This window comes from Brevundimonas sp. SL130 (genome assembly GCF_026625805.1).
Taxonomy (GTDB): Bacteria; Pseudomonadota; Alphaproteobacteria; order Caulobacterales; family Caulobacteraceae; genus Brevundimonas.
Genome location: NZ_CP113064.1, coordinates 3,359,056 through 3,376,945, shown reverse-complemented (window position 1 = coordinate 3,376,945; position 17,890 = coordinate 3,359,056). Strand labels below are relative to the sequence as shown.

The 17,890-nt window shown below is 66.4% G+C and carries 10 protein-coding genes; 5 read left to right on the top strand and 5 right to left on the bottom strand.

The genetic code is table 11. From position 1 onward, the window contains the following. Window positions 1–96 precede the first annotated feature (96 nt). Window positions 97–3,093, top strand: coding sequence for a TonB-dependent receptor (locus OU998_RS16370; RefSeq protein WP_267514710.1), 2,997 nt, complete (start codon window positions 97–99; stop codon window positions 3,091–3,093). 121 nt (window positions 3,094–3,214) lie between these two features. Here OU998_RS16370 and OU998_RS16365 read toward each other — a convergent pair whose 3' ends face one another. After that, window positions 3,215–5,932: a TonB-dependent receptor gene (locus OU998_RS16365; protein WP_267514709.1), complete on the bottom strand. Its 2,718-nt coding sequence runs from the start codon at window positions 5,930–5,932 to the stop codon at window positions 3,215–3,217. A gap of 314 nt (window positions 5,933–6,246) precedes the next feature. Continuing rightward, on the bottom strand, window positions 6,247–7,893 hold the full coding sequence (locus OU998_RS16360; RefSeq protein ID WP_267514708.1) for a serine hydrolase: 1,647 nt from the start codon (window positions 7,891–7,893) through the stop codon (window positions 6,247–6,249). Between the two features lie 132 nt (window positions 7,894–8,025). On the opposite strand from OU998_RS16360, the gene OU998_RS16355 reads away from it, so the two are divergent. Next, the gene (locus OU998_RS16355) at window positions 8,026–8,670 is read left to right on the top strand and encodes a LysE family translocator (RefSeq protein ID WP_267514707.1); all 645 of its coding nucleotides are present in this window, start codon (window positions 8,026–8,028) and stop codon (window positions 8,668–8,670) included. Window positions 8,671–8,832: 162 nt separating this feature from the next. After that, window positions 8,833–11,124, top strand: a complete 2,292-nt coding sequence (locus tag OU998_RS16350) for a TonB-dependent receptor domain-containing protein (RefSeq protein WP_267514706.1) — start codon at window positions 8,833–8,835, stop codon at window positions 11,122–11,124. A 69-nt stretch (window positions 11,125–11,193) separates the two neighbouring features. On the opposite strand, the gene OU998_RS16345 is transcribed toward OU998_RS16350, so the two are convergent. Then, window positions 11,194–11,550, bottom strand: coding sequence for a BA14K family protein (locus OU998_RS16345; protein ID WP_267514705.1), 357 nt, complete (start codon window positions 11,548–11,550; stop codon window positions 11,194–11,196). A 256-nt stretch (window positions 11,551–11,806) separates the two neighbouring features. On the opposite strand from OU998_RS16345, the gene clpB reads away from it, so the two are divergent. Then, window positions 11,807–14,395, top strand: coding sequence for an ATP-dependent chaperone ClpB (clpB, locus tag OU998_RS16340; protein ID WP_267514704.1), 2,589 nt, complete (start codon window positions 11,807–11,809; stop codon window positions 14,393–14,395). Between the two features lie 20 nt (window positions 14,396–14,415). Here clpB and OU998_RS16335 read toward each other — a convergent pair whose 3' ends face one another. Together OU998_RS16335 and OU998_RS16330 are read right to left on the bottom strand one after the other, a co-directional pair. After that, window positions 14,416–15,201, bottom strand: a complete 786-nt coding sequence (locus OU998_RS16335) for a hypothetical protein (protein ID WP_267514703.1) — start codon at window positions 15,199–15,201, stop codon at window positions 14,416–14,418. Window positions 15,202–15,293: 92 nt separating this feature from the next. Next, complete coding sequence (locus OU998_RS16330; RefSeq protein WP_267514702.1) at window positions 15,294–16,229, bottom strand: IS110 family transposase; 936 nt, start codon at window positions 16,227–16,229, stop codon at window positions 15,294–15,296. A gap of 706 nt (window positions 16,230–16,935) precedes the next feature. Here OU998_RS16330 and OU998_RS16325 point away from each other — a divergent pair. After that, complete coding sequence (locus tag OU998_RS16325; protein ID WP_267514701.1) at window positions 16,936–17,310, top strand: GIY-YIG nuclease family protein; 375 nt, start codon at window positions 16,936–16,938, stop codon at window positions 17,308–17,310. Window positions 17,311–17,890: the final 580 nt, after the last annotated feature.

Here is a 17,890-nt window from a genome sequence, read left to right as displayed (position 1 = left end):
CTTAGAAGCCCGTCAGTCGCGGGGTTCATTCACGGGTCGTCCCACATGGGCTGTGACGGTCGTCACCGTTTTCTCCGGTCTATCGGCGGCGTGGCCATGGCGGCGGTCCTGCCGTCAACAGCCTTGGCTGCGGGTCAAATTCCGGTCTTCGATGTTCCCGCCCAGCCTATGGCCTCGGCTCTGCGAGAGTTGGCGCATCAGGGACGGGTGCAGATTCTGTTCCCGGCGGAACGGCTGGAGGGACGTCGCAGCCGGGCCGTGACAGGTCGGATCGAGGTGACCCGCGCTTTCAATCTGGCCTTGGCGGACGCGGGTTTCGAAGTGCGAAGGGTGGACGCCCGAACCTTCGTCATCGTCGCCCGTTCGCGCCTTGCCCCGCCGCCGCCGCCGCCGCCGCCCGCCCTCCCGCCGACCGCCGACCTCGAACCGATCGTGGTCGTGGCCGCTCGCCTGGATATCTCCGGGGTTGAGCGCCGTCTGGCCAGCGACCTGGAAGGACCGGCGGCGGTCCGCAGCCTGTCGCGCGAGGACATGGCGCGAGGCGCGGCCCAGAACCTGTCCGAGGCCTTGGGCGACCTTCCCGGCATGACCGTGATCAACACCGGCCGGTCCTTCATCGGCGGCATCGACTCGGCGTCGCGCGGCGAAGGCTTGTACGCCGCCTACCGGGGCCTGAACGCCGAGTATAATCTCAGCATGATCAACGGCGTATCCGTGGCTCAGGGCCTGCCCTATTCGCGCGGGGTCCAGTTGAATCTGCTGCCGCCCGAAGCCTTTCAGACCGTGGTGGTGCACAAAACCGGCCGAGCCGATCTCGACGGCGACTTCATCGGCGCGGCTCTGGATTTCCAGACGCCTGGCGCGGCGGACCTGTCCCGCTCGCCCTGGACCGCCGTCACCCTTGGCGCAAGTGTGGAGACGCGGGCGCGCGCGTACGGCGAACCCGGGCTCGGCGAAGATATCCGGGTCGAGCACGGACGCCGGTTCGGCGCCGACGGGCGGCTGGGCCTCTATGTGGCGGCGGCGTACGAGGACCGCAGTTTCGTCAACTCGGAGCTGGCCGGGGTGATGGCGGCGCAGAACGACGGAGGCTGGGCCTACAGTCGGTCGAACTCGGCGGCGGGCGGGCCGATCAATGCGTCCCGGCCTCAGGACGACTTGATCCAGACCGGTCTGAACGTCGGAGTCTCAAGCGGCCGCAGCCGACAGCAGAACTACGCCATGACGCTGGACTGGCGCGCCGCGCCGGGGCTGGATCTGCGTCTGAACGCCACCCACGCCCAGGCGCACACCGAGCAGAACTCGACCTTCAGCCAGGTGGTCAGCGGCCCGAAGTCCTGGAGCGACGACGGATCGGGCGTCTATCGTTTGTCAGTCCAGGATCTGTCCACGCGGGTCTGGTACGAAACCAATCCCGACACTGTGGCCCTGTCCACAGCCAGCCTGACCGCCGAGGCCGTCGAAGGGCGCTGGCGTTTGTCGCCGTATCTGTTCGCCAGTCGCGGCGAGAGCGCGCGGCCGGATCACCTCGAGGCGTCGGCCTGGATCAATCAGAGCGACTCCTACAATATCGGCCAGACGCCCCGCGCCTTCGGCGGTTTGACCGTCACCTATCGCGACGGTTTGCCGGTTCCTCAATGGCCGCAGAGCGTGTTCCAGGATTTGGATCAGGCCGGGTCGACGCTGCTGGCGCGCCGCGCGGGCCAGCGCACGGAACAGTTCAGCCAGCAGGTTCGCTATGGCGGCGGCTTCGGCCTGAGCTTTATCCCGGAGAGCGGGGCGTGGCGCAGTTTCCGGGCGGGCGCCAAGCTGACGCGCAGCGATCGGGATATGACCGACCGAAACTGGACCAATGAATTCTTCGCTGACCGGTATCAAAGATCCGGGCTGACCTGGGAGGCGCTGGGGATCGCGCGGGGGGTCTACGCCCAGGTCTTTCCGGGTCTGTACGACTGGTCGATCCCCCGGATCGATCACGACCGGCTGGAAGCGCTGTTCGAGGCCAATCGCACGGACGAGAGTTTCAACACCTGTGGAACCCTGTACGTCGACAATCTGAACTGCAACACCCAGTCGGGGCGCGAGACGGTTCAGGCCGTCTACGCCATGGCGACCCGCGCCGTCGGCGGCTGGGAAACCCAGTTCGGCCTGCGCTACGAGCGGACGCACATCGTCAACCGCTTCTGGGTCATGTCCGAGGATGAGGGAGGCGAGACGCCGGGCGGCTGGGGCGTCAACAGCAGCGACTATGCCGCATTGTTGCCCAGTGTGAACCTGTCCTGGCGGCCGAGCGATCGCGGCGTCTGGCGTGCAGCGGTCTGGCGGTCGTACAGCCGGCCGGCCTTCATGCAACTGGGCGGCGGGTCGCGGACGGAGACCCTGGACGGGGTGACCACGGTCACGCGCGGCAATCCCGACCTCAAAAGCGCCGGCGCCTGGAACCTGGATCTGTCGCACCAGCGATGGCTGCCGGGCGGCGGCGCCCTCAGTCTTTCAGCCTATGCCAAGCGTATCGATCACTATCTTTACGAAAGCGGCTCCGGCCTGGGCGTCGGGGTGGCGCCGCAGGACGGAGACTATCGTATCGTCACGCCGCGAAACGGGGGGCGCGGCGACACGCGTGGCCTGGAGGCCGAGTGGTTCCTGCCGCTGGGCGATCCCTTCGGCTTGGGGGGCGAGGCGAGTTTGGACGTCAATCTGAGCCGTCAGTGGTCACGGGTCGATCTGGGCGAAGTCCTGGGTCGGTCGCAGCCGATGGTCAATGCGCCGCAATGGCTGGGAAACGCTGAACTGTCCTATGCTCAGGGCCGAGCGGCCGTGTTTCTGAGTCTGAATTACACAGACGATTACCTGTCCGACTACGATGTTCTGGAGGCCGAGGGGGACTGGGACAATCTGTGGGTCCGGGCCGTCGCGCGGCTGGACGCCCGCGCGCGCTGGCGATTCGATCGGTGCACCCGATTGGACGTGACGGTGACCAATCTGACCGGCGAATACTCCTACTGGGCCCATGTCGGACGCGACAGCACCGCCATTTCGGACGTGGTGGATTCCGGCCGACGCGTGGCCGTCACCCTGAAGAGTGTTTTCTAGACGCTCGAGGCGCGAAGAACCCGGTCGACTCCGTCGTCGGATGGCGCGAACGGATCATGCGAAGTCTTTGATGAAGGCGGCCCGGCGCGCGGGGAAAACGCGCCGGGCCCCCAAGCCGACGTCAGAAGTCGTACTTCAGCGTCAGCAGGGTGGTGCGGCCGGAATTGACCACGTCCGAAAGCGCCAGGCTGTTGCGCCCGACGTGAGCCCAGTAGCTGTAGTCCTCGAACAGGTTGGACACCGACAGGTCCAGCGCCACCCCGTTATCGAACGCGTACCCGGCGTGCAGATCGGTCCGGCGGATCGGCCGGGTCCAGTAGTCCAGGCCGGCGACGCGATTATAGGCCGTCACCGTCTCGCCCGAGTAGTTCCAGTTCAGGTCGAGCGACAGGTTACGCCAGGCATAGTTCAGTTTGACGTTGGCCAGTGCGTCCGGGGCGTTCTGCATCCGGTGTTTCTCGCCGCCGCCGATGTCCACCTCGGTCCATTGACGGGTGTAGTTGGCTCCGGCGCCGAAGCCCGACAGCCAGCCCGGCAGCATGTCGAAGGCCTGGTACAGCTGGATCTCGATACCCTTGACGTAGCCGTCGCCGCCATTGGTCGGCGAGACGATGGTCACGCGATCAAAGATCTCGCCATTGTACTCGGTCCCGCCCCCGTTCTCGCCGCCGTTCACGGTCGTCGAGCCGTTGTCGTACATGTAGTCCGACAGCTGCTTGTAGTAGCCGCCGACCATGGCGTAGCCGCCGAAGGCGTTGCTCCATTCGGCGGAGGCGTCGAAGTTCCAGGATTTCAGCGTCTTCAGATCGGGGTTGCCGCGCGTGACGGTGATGGAGTTGTCGCCCCGCACGGTCGTTTCCGCCCCGCCCAGTTGAACCAGGGCCGGACGCATATAGGACCGGGTGATCGAGGCCCGGTACACGGCGTCGCCGGTGGGACGATAGTTGACGAACAGGCTGGGCAGCCACTCATTGTACTCGGTCGAGTTGGATTCGAACCGCTTCGCCGAGACGTCGTTGTTCCAATAGGTGTTCTCGATCTGGGTGTTTTCGAAACGCAGGCCCGGAATGACCTCGATCGCGCCCATGTCCCACTTGCCGGTCACATAGGCGGCGGCGACGTTCTCGTCGCCCTTCAGCGTGTTGCAGTTCAGGTAGCAGAGGTCAGCCGCTGCGGCCGTGGCGTCGAAATACTGGTTGAACAGTTCGACCAGACGGTCGTGGTTCACCTTCGGCGCGCGGATGTCATAGAGGCCCGGATAGGCCGAGTCGAAATAGCCTTCGACCAGACCCAGCTCATCCCAGGTCACGCCGGCGCGGCCCAGCAGGTTGGCGAAATGATCGTTGGTCCAGTCGCGGCTGCTGACGCGGCGATGGCTCTCGACGTATTTCACGCCCGTCTTGACGTAGGACAGGGCGCCGCCGTCGAAGTCATACTGGGCGTCAAAGCGGGCGCCGACCTTCTGCTGGTTCGAGAACTGCTCCGTACGCTGACCGGCGCGGCGAGCCAGAAGGGCCGTGCCCGAGTTGTTGACCAGGTCCTGCTGCGCCGAGGTCAGCAGCGGGATCGGATAGCCGTCGGCGTTATAGCCGGCGAACAGGCCGCTGTAGGGCAGGGTCGAGCCGTTGTTGTACCGGTCCGACTGGTTGTTGCGCATCGAGGCTTCGATATGGTCCGGGCGGTCGTTGCCGCCGTAGGAATAGATGATCGACGGCGACAGGGTCCAGGCGCCGTGACGTTTCACGCCGCCGAAGGTCAGGGTGCTCAGGTCCGCATCCTCGGGATTGGTCGTGTACCAGACCCGCACGGAAGAGTTGGTCAGGTTCAGATCATAGAGACCCGTCGCGGCGTTGAGAACGCGGCCGCGGTTCTGGATGAACTGGTTCAACGTCGAGTTCTGCTGGGTTTCCGCAAAGGCGTAGGAGCCGCGCAGATAGACGTCCAGGCTGTCGTCCGCCCGCCAGTCCAGCGAGAAATTGCCGCCGAAACGCTCGGTGTAGCCGGTCGAGACGCCGACGTTCAGGCTCGTCAGGGCCAGGTTGGCCTCCTGGTCCATGCCGTCTGGATTGACGCCTGCGGCCGAGTTCGTCGTCGAATGCAGATAGGCCCAGCCGCCGTCGTTCTGGGCCGCCATCAGGCCCGCGATCATGGAGTTGGCGAAGTTGCGCTTGTCGTAAAAGGCGCTGACATAAAGGCCGAACTGCTCGCTCTGGCCGAAGCGGCGGGCGATCTCGCCGCTGACGCCGCCGCCCAGACCGTCTTCGTCATAGTCGCGGGCGCGGCTTTCGACCCGGCCGGAGAACGACAGCGAGGCATAGCCGTCGTCCATGCTGAAAGCCGAGGGCGTGACGAAGTTGATCGTGCCGCCGATGGCGTCGCCGTCCATATCGGCGGTCGAGTTCTTGTTGACCACGATGGTCTTCAGACCCGACGGCGGCAGCAGCGACAGCTGCACCTGGCGTGAATAGGGCATGCCCTGGGCGGCGTTGACGCCGTTGATCAGGGCCAGGGTGAACTCGGAGTTCATGCCGCGCACGCCGACGAACATGCCTTCGCCGCGCGAGGCGCCGTCGACGCCGCCGAAGAAGGAGTTGCCGGTGTTCTGGACGCTGATTCCCGGCAGCAGGGCCAGGGCCTCGGCGACGTTGTGAACCGCCGTATGTTCCAGGTCTTCGGCCGACATGACGCTGACGGCGTTGTCGCTGCGCATCTGGGTGCGGATAGCGTCGTTTCGCGTGCCGACGACGACGATCTCGCCGACCTCGGCGGTTTCGTCTGTGGCGGCCGTCCGGTCCTGAGCGGCGGCCTGCGCCGCTGCGACCATGGAGAATAGCGCCATCGACGACGCGAGAAGTCTTGTTTTGAACGAAAGATTTTTCATCGACCGCAGTCCCTGAACCGGAGCTGAGATATGCCCCCAAGCTCAAGGGACGCGGCCATCGGCGCAGCCCGCCGAAACTTTATGAATGCTTCACATTACGGGGCTGGTCCGGCGGCGAGGCGGTCGAGGCGGGTTCATCGAGGCCTTCATCTCCCTCGCGAAAGCGCAGAGGTGTTTCAGTCAGGGTGCGGCCGCCGTGATGTCCGGGCCGGCTATACAGCCGGCCCACGCGCATCTGCGGTCTATGTTGTCCGTGTGCGGATCATCGCGCCCTAGAGCCGCGTCAATCTCAGATCCTGATAGTCGTACGAGAAGTCGATGTCGGGCGAGACGCCTTTCATCGTCGCCGTCGCGGGCTTGGCGGTCTGGATGTTGAAGGTGACGAAGGCGTCCTCCTCCCGCTTGTCCGGGAACCGGGTGCGGAAGGTCTCGCCGTCATAGGGCTCCAGCCAGCCTTGCAGGGCCGGGGTGTGGGTGAAGCTGAGCCACAGACCGGTCTTGCGATTGCGCCCGCGCCCCTCGGTCTTGGGGGCGATCACTATGTCGCCGTACCAGGGATCGCGCCAGGTTCCGGCATAGGCGTCCAGCGGCATTGACGGCGCGGCGCCGGCCGCCTGTTTGGCGTCGATCTGTGCGGCGGCGGTGATCGATTCGGCGTTGCCCTTGGTCTCCAGCCGCTTGGAATCGGCGATCCAGTCCACATCCACCTTGCCCATGCACAGGTCGGCGATGCCCGAGCGCAGCGCGCGCAGCAGGAAACTCTCCTCGGCATTGGAGAAGATGCAAAAGCCGGTCTTGCGGCCGGGGATCAGCACCGTCGCCGAAATCCCGCCGGGCGAGCCGCCGCCGTGGCTGATCAACCGTTCGCCGCGATAGTCCTGGACCTGGAACCCCATGGCGTAGGTCGAGGCGATGGACCGGTTCGGCAGTTCCGCCGTCGGTCCCGGCGAACTGCCGACGATGATGTTCGGCCTGAACATCTCGCGCGCCGCCGCTTCCGAGAACAGCCGCGTTCCGTCGGCCAGCAGGCCCTCGTTCAGCCGCACGGTCATCCACTTGGCCCAGTCCGTCGGCGTGGTGCAGATCCCGCCCGCCGCCGCCGCCGAATCCCAGTTCCACACCTCGACGATTGAGGCTGCGATGGGCGTCATCGCCCCCTGATAGCGCAGGGGCGGTCCGACCCGGCCGTGGGGCAGGGCGGACTTGGCCGGGTCGGCCAGCCGCGCCAGGGGCACGGTCTCGGTCATGCCGACCCGGTCTAGAATGCGGGTCTGGATGAAGGCTTCCCAGGTCAGGCCCGACACGGCCTCGATCACCGCCCCCGCGACCACGAACATCAGGTTGCAATAGTGATAGGCGGCGCGGAACCCGTCCTCGATGGGCACGAAGGCGGCCTGGGCGATCACTTCGGCGCGGGTGCGGTCGCTGTTGGGCCAGAACAGCAGGTCGCCGGCGCCCAGGCCGAACCCGGCCCGGTGGCTGAGCGTATCGCGCACCGTGATATGGTCGGTGATATAGGGATCGGACAGTCGGAAGTCGGGCAGATAGGTCTTGATGGGGGCGTCCCATTTCACCTTGCCCTCATCGACCAGTATGGCCAGTGCGGCGGCGGTGACGTTCTTGCTGTTCGAGGCGATGGCGAACAGGGTGTGTTCGTCGGCCTGGGCGGCCTTGCCCTGGACCTTGACCCCATAGCCGCGCGTCAGCACCGGCTTTCCATCCTTGACCACGGCGATCCCCAGCGCCGGCTGCTCGGGCCAGGCCGCCATGGCGGTCTTCACATAGGCGTCGACCGCCTCGGCCAGGGCGGCGTCGTCATTGGCCGCCTGGGCCCAGACCGGGGCGCCCACGGCTTGGACCGCCAGCGCCGCAGCACCTCCGGAAGCGAACAGGGCGCGGCGCGACAGGCGGACGGTCATGAAAAAGCACTCCGACGAAGGACGACAAGGCTTAGCCGCCCCGCCGGGCCGAATGCAACGCCTGGCCAAGGTCCGCCGGTCACGATTGGACCCGGCGCCTGACACGGCCTAGACCTCGGGCTGGAGGCGCAGATGGAATTTCTGACGAACGGGCCGGTCGATCCAGGCGTGATCCTGCCGTTCCTGGTTGCGGTCATTCTGATCGAGTTCACGCCCGGCCCCAATATGGGCTGGCTGGCGCTGTTGTCCGTGTCTCAGGGGCGGACGGCGGGCCTGTCGGCGGTGGCGGGGATCACCCTGGGGTTGACGCTGTGGATGCTGGCCGCCGCCTTCGGCCTGACCGAGATCGTGCTGAAATGGCCGGCCCTGTATCAGGTCGTGCGCTGGGCCGGGGTCGGCTTCCTGCTCTGGCTCGCCTGGGAGGCCTGGCGAGGCGAGGGCGATCCGGCCAGGCCGATGCAAGAGACCGAACATCGACGCCGCGCCCTGTTCCTGCGGGGGCTGACGGCCAATCTGCTGAACCCCAAGGCGGCCCTGTTCTACATCGCCCTGCTGCCCGGCTTCATCCGGCCCAGCCACGGCCCGACCCTGCCTCAGGCGCTCACACTGGGCGCCATCCATGTGGTGATCAGCTTGGCCGTTCACAGTTTCATCGTCGTTCTGGCCGCCCGCGCCGGCGGCCGGATCGCGCGCAGCCAGGGCGCCGGGGTTCGGGCCTCTATGGCCGGCGCTCTGATCCTGATCGCCGCCTGGACCGCGTGGGAGACGCGGCTGTAGCGCGCCCGCGCCCGCCTCCCCCTGGTTGTGCGGCCGCCATTGTGACGAAGTCGTAATCATATGGACAAGAAGTAACTTTGCATTTCAAAGCGCCCTCGGTATTTCCAGGGACGTCACGACGGGGACGGCTTGACGCCGGGGTCGTATGGGGGTCGCAAAGCTATGAAATCCTTCAAGTTCGCGCTTATGCTCGGTGTCGCCGTTTCGGGGATTGCGGGTGGAGCATTGGCTCAGTCTGCGGGCGTTACGTCGGCGCCTACCACGACGGCGCCTTCAACTCCGGCCCAGACCGGCTCTCAGTCGCCCTCTGGCCAGCCCGCAACCCAGCAGCCCGCAACCCAGCCGGCCCCGGCTCAGGACGCGCCGGCCGCCGTCAGCGACGTGACGGTGACCGGGCGTGCAGATCAGATCCGCACCTCGATCGATTCCCAGAGCTACAGCCTGGCCAATGACCTCCAGGCCACGACGGGCACGCTCGCCGACGCGCTCCGCAATCTGCCGTCGGTGGAGGTCGATCCTGACGGCAATGTCAGCCTGCGCGGCGATTCCAACGTCACCATCCTGGTGGACGGCCGGCCCTCGACCCAGTTCAACGGCCCCAGTCGCGGGCAGATGATCCAGCAGATCCCGGCGTCACAATATTCGCGCGTCGAGGTCATGACCAATCCGTCGGCGGCCTACAGCCCCGAAGGATCCGGCGGCGTCATCAACCTGATCACCAAGCCGACCACCGTGCGTCCGGGCCAGACCACCAGCGGTTCGATCCGCGCCAATATCGGCGACGGCGGCCGCTACAACCTGGGCGGTTCCGTCGCCCACGTCAGCGGCAAGACGACGCTGTCGGCCGACGTCGGCCTGCGGCATGATCTCTATTTGTCCGAACTCGCGCGTCTGCGCGAACGGCTCGACGCCGGCTCAGGCCGTTATCTTCAGACCCGCCAGACCCAGTCGATCGACGGCGATTCCGACAGCGTCTTCGTGCGCCTGGCGGCCGAGTATAATCTGGACGCCAAGACCCAGTTCGTCGCTGAACTGCGTCATACGGATGTGGACGCGGGCGGCGGCGGCGTGGCCTTGTCAGAGACGGACGACGCGGCGGGCGGCATCGCCTCGGCCTATCGTCGCCGTTCCGACGGCGGCTTCAACGGCCAGTTCTCGGGCGTGACGGGGCGGATGCTGCGCCGGCTCGACGACAAGGGTCAGGAATGGTCCAATGAGCTGCGGTTCGACCGCAACCGGTTCGGCTACAGCTCCGACACCCTGGTCGATCAGCAGATCCCGGTCGTCTCGCCCTTCCTCGAAGTCCTCGACACCGGCAACCGCCAGGACCAGCTGGGCTTCACCAGCGCCTATGTCCGGCCCCTGTCCAGCGGCGGCAAGCTGCGCCTCGGCTACGAGTTGCAGGCGACCATGCTGGAGCAGGACAACGCCGTCTCGCGCGGGCCGTCCAAGGCGGCGCTGACGCCTGATCCGCTGGTGACCAACCGGTTCGACGTCGATCAGACCGTCCACGCCCTCTACGTCACCTACGAGCGACCCTTCGGCGAGAAACTGTCGGGCCAGTTCGGCCTTCGCCTCGAGCAGGCGAACCTGGACCTCGATCAGGTCACGACCGGCATCACCACGTTCCAGGACTATTTCCGCGCCTATCCCACCGGCCATTTCCAGTATCAGCTCAGCGAGACCGAAAGCCTGAAGGCCAGCTACAGCCGCCGCATCCAGCGGCCCGGCCCGGCCGAGCTGAACCCCTTCCTGACCTTCGGCGACCCCCAGAACTATCGGTCCGGCAACCCGGACCTGGAGCCGCAGGAGACGGACTCCTTCGAGCTGACCTGGCAGAAACGGGTGCAGCAGACCTTCTATCAGGCGACCCTCTATTATCGCGACACCAGCGGCGCCTTCACCCAGGCGACGACGGACCTGGGCGGCGGCGTCTTCCTGACCCGGCCCGAGAATCTGGGCTCCAGCACCTCGTCCGGCCTGGAACTGGTGGCCAGCGGGGCCCTGGCGCCCACCCTGCGCTATAACGCCAGCGTCAACCTGTACCGCCAGGAGATCGAGGCCGGCGGCATCATCGGCGCGGAGGACCGGACCGGCGAGGCCGTGTCGGGACGGCTGTCCCTCAACTGGCAGGCCACGCCCAAGGACTTCGTGCAGGTGTCCAGCGTATGGAGCGGCGATCAGCTGCTGGCCCAGGGCCGGCGCGAGCAGTCCGTCCTGGTCAACCTGGGCTACCGCCACAAGCTGAACGACAAATGGTCGTTGCAGATGACGGTGCGCGACCTATTCGACGACTTCGGCTCCACCACCACCCTCGACACCCCGGCCTTCCGGGATCGCACCGATCAGACCTTCGGCGGTCGGGCGGCCTATGTCGGCTTCACCTGGACCTTCGGCGGCGGCCAAAAGCGGCCCGAGCAGTTCGACTTCACCCCGCCGCCCGCGGGCGGCTAGGCCGCCCGCTCTTCAAGCCAAGATCGGCGCCGCCCGTCCGCCGGGACGGATGAGCGGCGCTGTTCGGCCTTACAGGCTGCAGACCGCCGTGCGGCCGGCCCGAACCGTGTAGCGGTCGGTGCGCGCGTTATAGGTGCGATAGCGCTGCTGGCAGGCGCGGACGTGGGCGTACCAGTTGGACTGACGCTTGAAGTGGGCCGGCGGCGCCGGCGGGCGCGACCCCCAGCTCGACGACCACGAGCCGTAGGAGTCCCGGTGCTGGCCGCCCTGGGCGTTGTTCGCGCGGTTGTCGTTCTGATGGTTGTCGTTCTGATGCTGCTCCTGGCGGTCCGGCGCGGGACGGTTCTGGTCCAGGGCGGCGGCCTGGGCCGAGACGGTGCTCAGGGCCATCAGGCCGGCGGCGATTGCGATGATAGACTTGCGCATGGGACAGCGCCTTTCCGTAGGTGAATAGAGACCTGCTAAACGCCTTGTCCCGGCTAATCCGTTGCACCGATTCAAACATTTCATCTCTGACGCCAATGGGGCCGGTGTTGGCCGCAATTGACCCCGGTCAAGGCGCGGCCGCCGCCGCTCGGGCTCTTGTGTGGCTGGTTCAACCCACCCACTTCTTCCTGCGAACGGACGCGTCGCTTGCTCCAGAGGGCGTGTCGGACCATTTCCGCCTCACGAGGGGACACGTATGAATCTCGATCTCTATTCCGACCGCGCCAAACAGGCGGTCCAGTCGGCCCAGTCGCTGGCCCTGGCCCGCCGTCACCAGCAGTTCGCCCCCGAACACCTGCTCAAGGTGCTGCTCGAGGAACGTGACGGCCTGGCCCGCAATCTGATCACCGCCGCCGGCGGCGACGCCAAACGCGCCGAGGCGGACACCGAGACCGCGCTGAAGAAGCGCGCTCAGGTCAGCGGCGGCTCGGGCCAGCTCTATCTGGACGGCGACACCGCCCGCGTTTTCGCCGCCGCCGAGGAGGCCTCCAAGACCGCCGGCGACGCCTTCGTCACCACCGAACGCCTGCTGGCCGCCCTGGCGCGCGAGGGCGGGGTCGCCGCCGAGGTGCTGAAGGCCTCGGGCGCCAGCGCCGACAAGCTGGACGCCGCCATCGCCGAGGTCCGCAAGGGCAAGACCGCCGACAGCGCCGGCGCCGAGGACGGCTATGACGCCCTGAAACGCTACGCCCGCGACCTGACCCTGGCCGCCCGCGACGGCAAGATCGACCCGGTCATCGGCCGCGACGAAGAGATCCGCCGCACCATCCAGGTCTTGGCTAGGCGGACCAAGAACAACCCCGTCCTGATCGGCGAGCCCGGCGTGGGCAAGACCGCCATCGTCGAGGGCCTGGCCCTGCGCATCGTCAACGGCGACGTGCCGGAATCCTTGCGCGACAAGACCGTCATGGCCCTCGACATGGGCAGCCTGATCGCCGGCGCCAAATACCGCGGCGAGTTCGAGGAACGGCTGAAGGCCGTGCTGTCCGAGGTCTCGGCGGCCGAGGGCGGCATCGTCCTGTTCATCGACGAGATGCACACCCTGGTCGGCGCCGGAAAGGGCGACGGCGCCATGGACGCCTCCAACCTGCTGAAGCCGGCCCTGGCGCGCGGCGAACTCCACTGCGTCGGCGCCACCACGCTCGATGAATACCGCAAACACGTCGAAAAAGACGCGGCCCTGGCCCGCCGTTTCCAGCCGGTCTTCGTCGCCGAACCGACGGTCGAGGACACGGTCTCGATCCTGCGCGGCCTGAAAGAGAAGTACGAGGTCCACCACGGGGTCCGCATCTCGGACAGCGCCATCGTCGCCGCCGCCACCCTGTCGAACCGCTACATCACCGACCGCTTCCTGCCGGACAAGGCCATCGACCTGATCGACGAGGCCGCCAGCCGCGTCCGCATGGCCGTGGACTCCAAGCCCGAGTCCCTGGACGAGATCGACCGTCGCCTGGTCCAGCTGAAGATCGAACGCGAGGCCCTGAAGAAGGAGACCGACCAGGCCTCCCAGCACCGGCTGGAAAAGCTGGAGGACGAGATCGCCGATCTGGAGGGCCAGTCCGACGACCTGACCACCCAGTGGAAGGCCGAAAAGGACAAGGTCGGCCAGGGCGCGCAACTGCGTGAAACCCTGGACCGCCTGCGTCTGGAACTGACCAACGCCCAACGCGCCGGCGACCTCGGCCGCGCCTCCGAAATCGCCTACGGCCAGATCCCCCAGATCGAAAAACAACTGGCCGAGGCCGAGGCCGCCGAGACGGGGGGCGGGGGGCCTCTAACGCCAGAAGTCGTCGACGCCGAACAGATCGCCGCCGTCGTCAGCCGCTGGACCGGCGTCCCCGTCGACAAGATGCTGGAGGGCGAGCGCGAGAAACTGCTCCAGATGGAGACCGCCCTGGGCGGCCGCGTCGTCGGTCAGGACGAGGCTCTGGCCGCCGTCTCCGACGCCGTGCGCCGCGCCCGCGCCGGCCTGAACGACCCCAACCGTCCGCTCGGCAGTTTCCTGTTCCTGGGCCCGACCGGCGTGGGCAAGACCGAACTGACCAAGGCCCTGGCCGAGTTCCTGTTCACCGACGAGGCCGCCATCACCCGGCTCGACATGTCCGAATATATGGAGAAGCACAGCGTCTCCCGCCTGATCGGCGCCCCTCCCGGCTATGTCGGCTATGACGAGGGCGGCGCCCTGACCGAGGCCGTGCGTCGTCGCCCCTATCAGGTCGTCCTGTTCGACGAGGTCGAAAAGGCCCACCCCGACGTCTTCAACGTGCTTCTCCAGGTGCTCGACGACGGCCGCCTGACAGACGGGCAGGGCCGCACCATCGACTTCCGCAACACCCTGATCATCATGACCTCCAACCTGGGCAGCCAGTATCTGGCCGATCAAGGCGAAGGCGACGATGTCGAGGCCGTCCGCCCCTTCGTCATGGACGCCGTCCGCGCCCACTTCCGGCCCGAGTTCCTGAACCGGATCGACGAGATCATCCTGTTCCACCGCCTGGGCCGCGAACAGATGGGCGGCATCGTGCGGATCCAGCTGTCACGGTTCGAGAAACTGCTGGCCGACCGCCGGTTGAACCTGTCCCTGGACGACGCGGCCTTGGCCTGGCTGGCCGACCGCGGCTACGACCCGGCCTATGGGGCGCGGCCGCTGAAGCGGGTGATCCAGAAGGAGCTGGTGGACCCGATTGCGAGGAAGCTGCTGGCCGGGGAGATCGAGGACGGCGGGGTGATTGCCGTCACCGCCGGGGAGGGCGGGTTGGAGATCGGGAAGGCGCGGGTGCATTAGAGGGACGAAGCGAGCGGCGGTCAGATCGTTTCTGCCGCCGCTTGCAACTGCTTCGTGACATCCTGCGCAAGGGGCATGGACCAACAGGAATCTTCCAGACGAAATAGCCACCCATTGGCATGGGCGCTGTAGCGGCTGCGGGCTTCAAGGCCGTCGTGCGGCAAAATGATTGCGCGTTGTACGCGGTAGGCGTCGTCGAACAAAACCGCTGCAAGGAAGTCGAACTTCCTCTCTGGAAGGCGTCGAAGAAAGCTCAGTTGCCGTGACCCGTTCGCTTTCGTCAGTCGCCGGCCCTTGATTTGATAGCGAACGCCGTCTTTGTCGGTGGCGTCATGTCCGGCGGCTGACGAACTTTCCAAATCCCAACCGAAAGCGGTGGCGAACAGCAACTCGGCGTAGTCTCCAACGGGGCTGTTCGATGTCCGCACTACCTCGCGGCGGTTCAGTTCCTGCATCACTGCGCCATGCAATTGCAGCAACTCTCGAACGCTCGCCGTCACAAGCGAGGTGGCCAGTGGCTCACCTGCTGCTTCGATGACGCTGGTCGCGAGGTTGGGCTCGATTCCATAGTCGGTTGGGGGGACAGCCCTTCTCAATATGTTGCCAAGGTTCATTCTGACCTGGCCCGGGTTCAGGTGTGCATACTGGTCGCGGCGATCAACGCCGTACCGAAGAGCAACGTCATGCAGGGCGTTTAAATCGAGACTTCCATCTGGAGCAGTCACCTGCGGTTTGAGCCACTGATTGAACGGATCGTTCTTCGTTAAACGTTCCCAGCGCTCGCGGCGCTCTCGACTTATTTCCACGATCCACCTCCGGCGATATCTATTTTGATCCCATACGTTTCGTCATCCTCCGGCAAGCCGCCTCTTCGCGGCGCAGACCGGGGCAACTGTGTTTATGCCTTGAACGGCGTTTGAGTTCTGGCGATTGCGTTGAGTGTTGTGAGTAGCTTTCGGGCGACGGCGACGAGGGCGACCTTCGGGGGCTTTCCGGCGTCCCGCAGCCGGCTGTAGAAGGTCGAGAATACGGTGTTCGAGCGGGCGGCGGTGACGGCGCTCATGTAGAGGGCGTCGCGGACGCGCTTTCGTCCGCCGCGGATCGCACGATGTCCTCTTCGGGCGCCGCTGTCGGCGTTGAAGGGCGCGAGTCCGACGAGAGCGGCGATGGCCTTTGGAGAACGCCGACCCAGCTCGGGAACCCGAGCCAGTAACGTGGCGGCGGCGACGGGGCCAACGCCGGGAACCGACCTCAGATGTTGCTCGGCTTGGCGCAGTTCGAGGTCCGCCGCGATCAGGCGTCGGATGCGGGCGTCGAGGTCGCGGACCTGGGCGTCGAGCCAGTCCAGGTGCTGATCCAGACTGGCCTGGATATCCGGGTCGTCGCGGTGTTCGGCGCGTCTGTTGCGCTCCTGGGCGCGCATGGCGACGAGTTGGTCGCGGCGGGCATTCAGTCCGGCTAGGCGTTCGCGAGCCGGGGCGACGACCTCCTCAAGACGCGGCTGCAGGGCCTGGCCCATGGCCGCCAGCATCCGGGCGTCGACGGCGTCGGTCTTGGCCAGGAAGCCAGCCGCGCGGGCGAAGGCGCGGGCGCGGCTCGGATCTACGCGACTGAAGCCGACGCCGGCGCTTTCCAGGGCGCGTCGCAGGATCCGGTCATAGACGCCGGTGGCCTCGAACACCGCCCGATCGCCAGATGCGGCCAGGCGAAGCGCCAGGACCTGGATCTCCGGCTCGGTGTTGGCCACCCGCTCTGGCCGGCCGATCCGAGGGTCGAAAACGTCAAGAAATCGCTTGGAGATATCGATCCCCACGATGCCAGGGGCTATGTTCATGAGCCTGTCCCTGTGATGCGAGGTCCGTGGCTGCGGCCTCGTGCAACTGTTCAGGTGGATACCAAAGCGGGCGGGAACCCAACCCCGATACGGTCTGCAAGGACCTGGGACCCAACGGTTTCCCGCCCGCACACAGTCTGACACACCTGCAACACACAGGGACCCAGCGGCGCCGTCAGGCGAAATCCATCCGCCGCACGATGCGGGAGCACCTAGTCCGCGACAGGTTCGCGCTCACGCGCGCCGCTGGGTCCCCCGGTTCCGCTTCGCGGCCCGGAGGATGACGAAAGGCGGGGCGGGTTTGTCGGTTGGGGCCGCTTACGCGTTCTTGGTGTCGCGGCCGTCCGGCTCTTTCGCGACGCCCTTGAATGGTCCCGGAGACGATTTCCGCTCCATGAACTGGCCATTGCCTTCGTCGCGCTTCTGCCAGTCGCCGTTCGGCTGCTGGAACTGGGTGCGGCCGCGAACGGCGCCTTCCTCCTTTCGTCATCCTCCGGCAAGCCGCGTCTTCGCGGCGCAGACCGGGGGACCCAGCGGCGCCGTCAGGCGAAATCTTTCCGCCGCACGATGCGGGAACATCTTGTCCGCGACAGGTTCGCGCTCACGCGCGCCGCTGGGTCCCCCGGTTCCGCTTCGCGGCCCGGAGGATGACGAAAGGTGATGGGGCGTGGATGACGAAAGGTGGTGCGTCGTATAGGTTGTGTGAATGCCGACCCATCGCACCTTCATCGCCACCTATATCATGGCCAGCGGGCGCAACGGGACGCTCTATGTCGGCATGACGGCGAACCTGACGGCGCGGGTGTGGAAGCATCGGACCGGCGTCTTCGACGGCTTCGGAAAGGCCTATGGCTGCACCCAACTGGTCTGGTTCGAACAGCACGTCTGGGTGGTGGAGGCCATTCGCCGCGAGAAACGGCTCAAGAAATGGCTGCGGGACTGGAAGCTGCAGCTGATCGAGGCCGCCAACCCCGATTGGCGCGATCTGGCCGAGGGCTGGTATCCGGTCAATGATCCGAACTGGACGCCGCCCGTCGAGGATGAGGATTTCCCCGGTTCCGCTTCGCGGCCCGGAGGATGACGGGGCGGGGTGCAGACTGGTGATGCGGCTTAGAACCCCTCCGTCACGCCGCTTCGCGTCGCGCCTCCTCCCCATTTCATGGGGAGGAGACAGGCAAGGGCCGTCGCACCGTCTCCTCCCCGCCTGCGGGGAGGGGGACCGCCGCGCCGCTTGCGCGGGGGTGGAGGGGCTCTGGACGCCGCACGATGCGGGATCGCCCCCACGCTCGGCATAGGCGAAAGACCCTCTCCCGCTTGCGGGAGAGGTGGCCCGGCGTCCGCGAAGCGGACCAGGGTCGGAGAGGGGAGTGTCGCTTAAGACGAAGGACTTCCCCCATCGTCAGGCGTGTCGCTGCGCGCCACGGCCTGCCACTTCCCCCGCAAGCGGGGGAAGGTCCGCGCTCGTGGTCGAGCGCGCACAATTTCACGCGCGAATCCTCGCCTTATCAAGGCCTTATCTCCGTCAAACCGCCTTCTGCTAACCACCCCCGAAAACCGTGCCATTCTGTCGCCCGCGAAGGGGCAGGACCAGGGGAGGCAGGGCTTATGTTCAGATCGGATTTGGCGCTTTTGGCGCCTTGTCACCCTGTTTTCGTGACAGG

Bases quoted from the DNA above. Each gene is read 5' to 3' on its own strand.
- OU998_RS16370 (WP_267514710.1), top strand. From the start codon at position 97: ATGGCGGCGGTCCTGCCGTCAACAGCCTTGGCTGCGGGTCAAATTCCG.
- OU998_RS16365 (WP_267514709.1), bottom strand. From the start codon at position 5,932: ATGGCGCTATTCTCCATGGTCGCAGCGGCGCAGGCCGCCGCTCAGGAC.
- OU998_RS16360 (WP_267514708.1), bottom strand. From the start codon at position 7,893: ATGACCGTCCGCCTGTCGCGCCGCGCCCTGTTCGCTTCCGGAGGTGCT.
- OU998_RS16355 (WP_267514707.1), top strand. From the start codon at position 8,026: ATGGAATTTCTGACGAACGGGCCGGTCGATCCAGGCGTGATCCTGCCG.
- OU998_RS16350 (WP_267514706.1), top strand. From the start codon at position 8,833: ATGAAATCCTTCAAGTTCGCGCTTATGCTCGGTGTCGCCGTTTCGGGG.
- OU998_RS16345 (WP_267514705.1), bottom strand. From the start codon at position 11,550: ATGCGCAAGTCTATCATCGCAATCGCCGCCGGCCTGATGGCCCTGAGC.
- clpB (WP_267514704.1), top strand. From the start codon at position 11,807: ATGAATCTCGATCTCTATTCCGACCGCGCCAAACAGGCGGTCCAGTCG.
- OU998_RS16330 (WP_267514702.1), bottom strand. From the start codon at position 16,229: ATGAACATAGCCCCTGGCATCGTGGGGATCGATATCTCCAAGCGATTT.
- OU998_RS16325 (WP_267514701.1), top strand. From the start codon at position 16,936: ATGCCGACCCATCGCACCTTCATCGCCACCTATATCATGGCCAGCGGG.